We start from the raw sequence: 3,177 nt of genomic DNA on the forward strand, positions 1-3,177 counted from the left end.
TCTGCTCCCGGACCCGTTCTTACGGCGCCCCGTTCTTACGGCGCCCTCAACGCGAGGGGCCGGGGCTGTTCTGTTCCTGGGCACGTTCTGCTCCTGGGCACGTTTTTCCTGGGCCCGTTCTGCTCCCGGGCCCGTTTTTCCTGCGCCCGTTCTTCCGGCGCCCTCAACGCTAGGGGCCGGGGCTGTCCGGAGCGACAGTTTTCAGGACAGGAACAGTCCGCTATCTCGGCACTGTCAGAAGGGAGAAGGAACGGAGCCTGCTCTTTCGGGGGGAGCAGCCCGCTTCGAGCGGATCAGGAGGTGCAGCCGACCCCGTCGCCGTCGCCGTCGAACTTGGGATCCCAGCCCGGATCACCCGGTCGGATCGGCGCGGCGCCTGCCGCTTTGACCGGCGTCGGGCCCTCCCCCGCTGTGCCGTCACCCGCGCCGTCACTCGCGCCGCCGTCCACCGCCTCACCCGCCGAACCCGCGGCGAATCGGGTGATAGTTCCGTCCCGCACCGGAACCGGCTCGTCCGGGCAGCCTGCGAGGACGGTGGCGATCGCGTCATGCTCTGCCTGGGTCATCCACAGCCCGTACTCGGCCTTGACCGCGGTTTGGCGGGCCACGTATTCGCACCGGAAGCCCTTGTTGGACGGCAGCCAGGTGGCAGCGTCGGAATCTGATTTCGCGCCGTTGGCGGGGCCGTCGGAGGCGAGGAGGTTCAGCGGATCATTGGCGAGCTCCCGGCGCTTCTCGGCAGTGAGCTGCTGGGCACCCTTCTGCCACGCGTCGGAGAGCGCCACCACGTGGTCGATCTGTACGGCGGTGCTGGTGGTGTTGCCGCGGACAAAGCTGATGGTTGTTCCGGTGTACGGATCAAGGAAGGTCCCGGACGTGACTACGCAGTTCTTCGTGCCGTCCCGGAACGCCAGGTCCACCAGGTCCCGGGCCAGGATGTCGTTGCGGGTATCGCAGCCATTGTGGTCGACGTCGGCCCACGCCGGCCCGAACTCGGTCCGGTCGTAACCGGTTTTCGGTGCCCGGCCCTTGATGGTGATCCCTTCAAGCTGCTCCAGCGCGGTTCCGGACTGGACCTGCACCACCGGCGGTGCGCCCGCTGCGGCCCCGGATTCCTGCGGTACGCAACCTGTACCAAATACGAGGATCGGAAGGACGGACAGGGACAGCAGAGTGGAGCGCAGGTATTTCATTTGCCATCAATTATCGATGCCAGTTGGGGCAAACCCGGGGAGGCTCCCGGCGCGCCCTTCCACTGATCCCGGTGGCCGCGTAAATTCAGTGGTGCACCCCTTCCGAGGAGAAGACATGGCCACCGGAAAGAACACATCCCAGGGCGGAACCAAACAGGCGCCGGAGCTGAACGGCGAAGCCGGCCGGGTTTCCGTTGTGGAGGACTATGCGGCGGAAGTTGATGAGCTCTCCGAGCTGGAGGCCAAGACCAGGACCATCAAGGAACGGGGCAGCGATCCCGCCTGGCGGCACAATTATCCGTATAAGAAGAAGCTCACCCGCAGCACCTATGACCGGCAGAAGCGTCTGCTGCAGATAGAACTGCTGAAAATGCAGCTCTGGGTCAAGGAAACCGGGCAGAAAATGCTGATCATTTTCGAAGGCCGCGACGCCGCCGGGAAGGGCGGGGCGATCAAGCGGTTCAACGAACATATGAACCCCCGCGGCGCCCGGGTTATCGCCTTGGAGAAGCCCACGGACCAGGAACGCACGCAGTGGTACTTCCAGCGCTACGTTGCCCGGCTTCCCAGCGGCGGGGAGATCGTGATGATGGACCGCTCCTGGTACAACCGTGCCGGCGTCGAACGCGTGATGAACTATTGCACACCCGCCCAATACCTGGAGTTCATGCGGGAAGTGCCGGAACTGGAACGGATGCTGGTGAATTCGGGGGTTCTGCTGCGCAAGCTGTGGTTCTCGGTGGGGCGGGCGGAGCAGCTGGCACGTTTTGCGGCGCGTGAGACAGACCCGGTCAAGCAGTGGAAGCTCTCCCCCACCGACTTGGCCAGCCTGGACAAATGGGATGACTACACGCAGGCCAAGGAAGCCATGTTCTTTTACACGGACACCGGTGATGCGCCGTGGACGGTGGTGAAGTCGAACGACAAGAAGCGTGCCCGGCTGGAGGCTATGCGCTTTGTCCTTTCGGGTGTGGATTACCCGAACAAGGACCTTAGCCTGGCGCACGCGCCGGACCCGCTGATTGTTGGGCCTGCTGCCAGCCACTATGAAGAGGGTGAGGAGCCCGGCGGAATGTTCCCCGTGGTCAAACCGCAGAACTGACGCCGCCAGGGTTGCATATGATGACTGGGTGACTGCTACCCGAAGACTCCCATGAGTTCACGCCTGCACAGCCTGGTGATCGAATCGCTTGGGCGGAGGATCGTCTCGTGCGAACTCGCGCCCGGAGACACCATGTTCTCTGAGCAGCTCGAGACGGAGCTGAATGTTTCCCGGTCCGTGGCCCGGGAAGCCGTCCGGGTGCTGCAGTCCCTGGGACTGGTGGAAACGGTCAAACGGGTGGGCATCCGGGTGCTTCCGGAAACGTCCTGGAACGTCTTCGATCCTTACATCGTGCGGTGGCGGCTGGCTGCTAGGTCAGGCAAGGGGGCCCAGCTGAGGTCGCTGACCGAGCTGCGTTCCGCCGTCGAACCTGCTGCCGCTGAACTCGCTGCACAGCATGCACCGGAAGATATGTCGGCCGAGCTGATGGCCGTGGCCGCAAAGATGCGTGCCGTGGGCCGTGCCGGGGACCTTCAGCAGTTCCTTGAGCTGGATATCCACTATCACGCACTGGTTCTGGCAGCGTCGGGGAACGAGATGTTCAGTCAGATGCAGTCGATGATCGCCGAGGTCCTGCGCGGCCGGACCGACTACGGGCTCATGCCCACCCATCCACACGAGGAAGCGCTGCAATGGCACGTCGACGTCGCCAACGCCATCCAGGCGGGCCGGCCTGAAGCGGCGCGCGAGGCAATGGACCAGATCATGCGGCGGACGAAGTCGGAAGTCGAAAGTGTCTGGCGGGACGAACCACGGATCTTCACCCAGCCGGAGGTTTTGGAGGGGTAGGAGTGTGGGGCGGTGCGTGGTCGGGGTGCGTGTGAGCGCGGTAGCGCGCGGGCGCGGGCGCGGAGCGCGTGAGCGTGGCGAGGTGGGCGCGGA

3 protein-coding genes are annotated in these 3,177 nt (G+C 64.7%); 2 read left to right on the forward strand and 1 reads right to left on the reverse strand.

Annotated elements, in window-relative coordinates; all coding sequences use genetic code 11:
- Positions 1-293: 293 nt before the first annotated feature.
- Positions 294-1,193 carry a DUF1524 domain-containing protein gene (locus RTN46_RS16795; RefSeq protein WP_312183138.1) on the reverse strand — a complete coding sequence of 300 codons (900 nt, stop codon included), beginning with the start codon at positions 1,191-1,193 and terminating at the stop codon, positions 294-296.
- A 115-nt stretch (positions 1,194-1,308) separates the two neighbouring features.
- Between RTN46_RS16795 and ppk2 the strand changes: the two genes are divergently transcribed.
- Positions 1,309-2,295, forward strand: a complete 987-nt coding sequence (gene ppk2, locus RTN46_RS16800) for a polyphosphate kinase 2 (protein ID WP_312183141.1) — start codon at positions 1,309-1,311, stop codon at positions 2,293-2,295.
- A 51-nt stretch (positions 2,296-2,346) separates the two neighbouring features.
- The gene (locus tag RTN46_RS16805; RefSeq protein ID WP_312183144.1) at positions 2,347-3,084 is read left to right on the forward strand and encodes an FCD domain-containing protein; all 738 of its coding nucleotides are present in this window, start codon (positions 2,347-2,349) and stop codon (positions 3,082-3,084) included.
- Positions 3,085-3,177 lie beyond the last annotated feature (93 nt).

This window comes from Arthrobacter sp., from assembly GCF_031988865.1.
Taxonomy (GTDB): domain Bacteria; phylum Actinomycetota; class Actinomycetes; order Actinomycetales; family Micrococcaceae; genus Arthrobacter_B.

Excerpts from the sequence above, each read along its gene's own strand:
- RTN46_RS16795 (WP_312183138.1), bottom strand. The coding sequence starts at position 1,193 with ATGAAATACCTGCGCTCCACTCTGCTGTCCCTGTCCGTCCTTCCGATC.
- ppk2 (WP_312183141.1), top strand. The coding sequence starts at position 1,309 with ATGGCCACCGGAAAGAACACATCCCAGGGCGGAACCAAACAGGCGCCG.
- RTN46_RS16805 (WP_312183144.1), top strand. The coding sequence starts at position 2,347 with ATGAGTTCACGCCTGCACAGCCTGGTGATCGAATCGCTTGGGCGGAGG.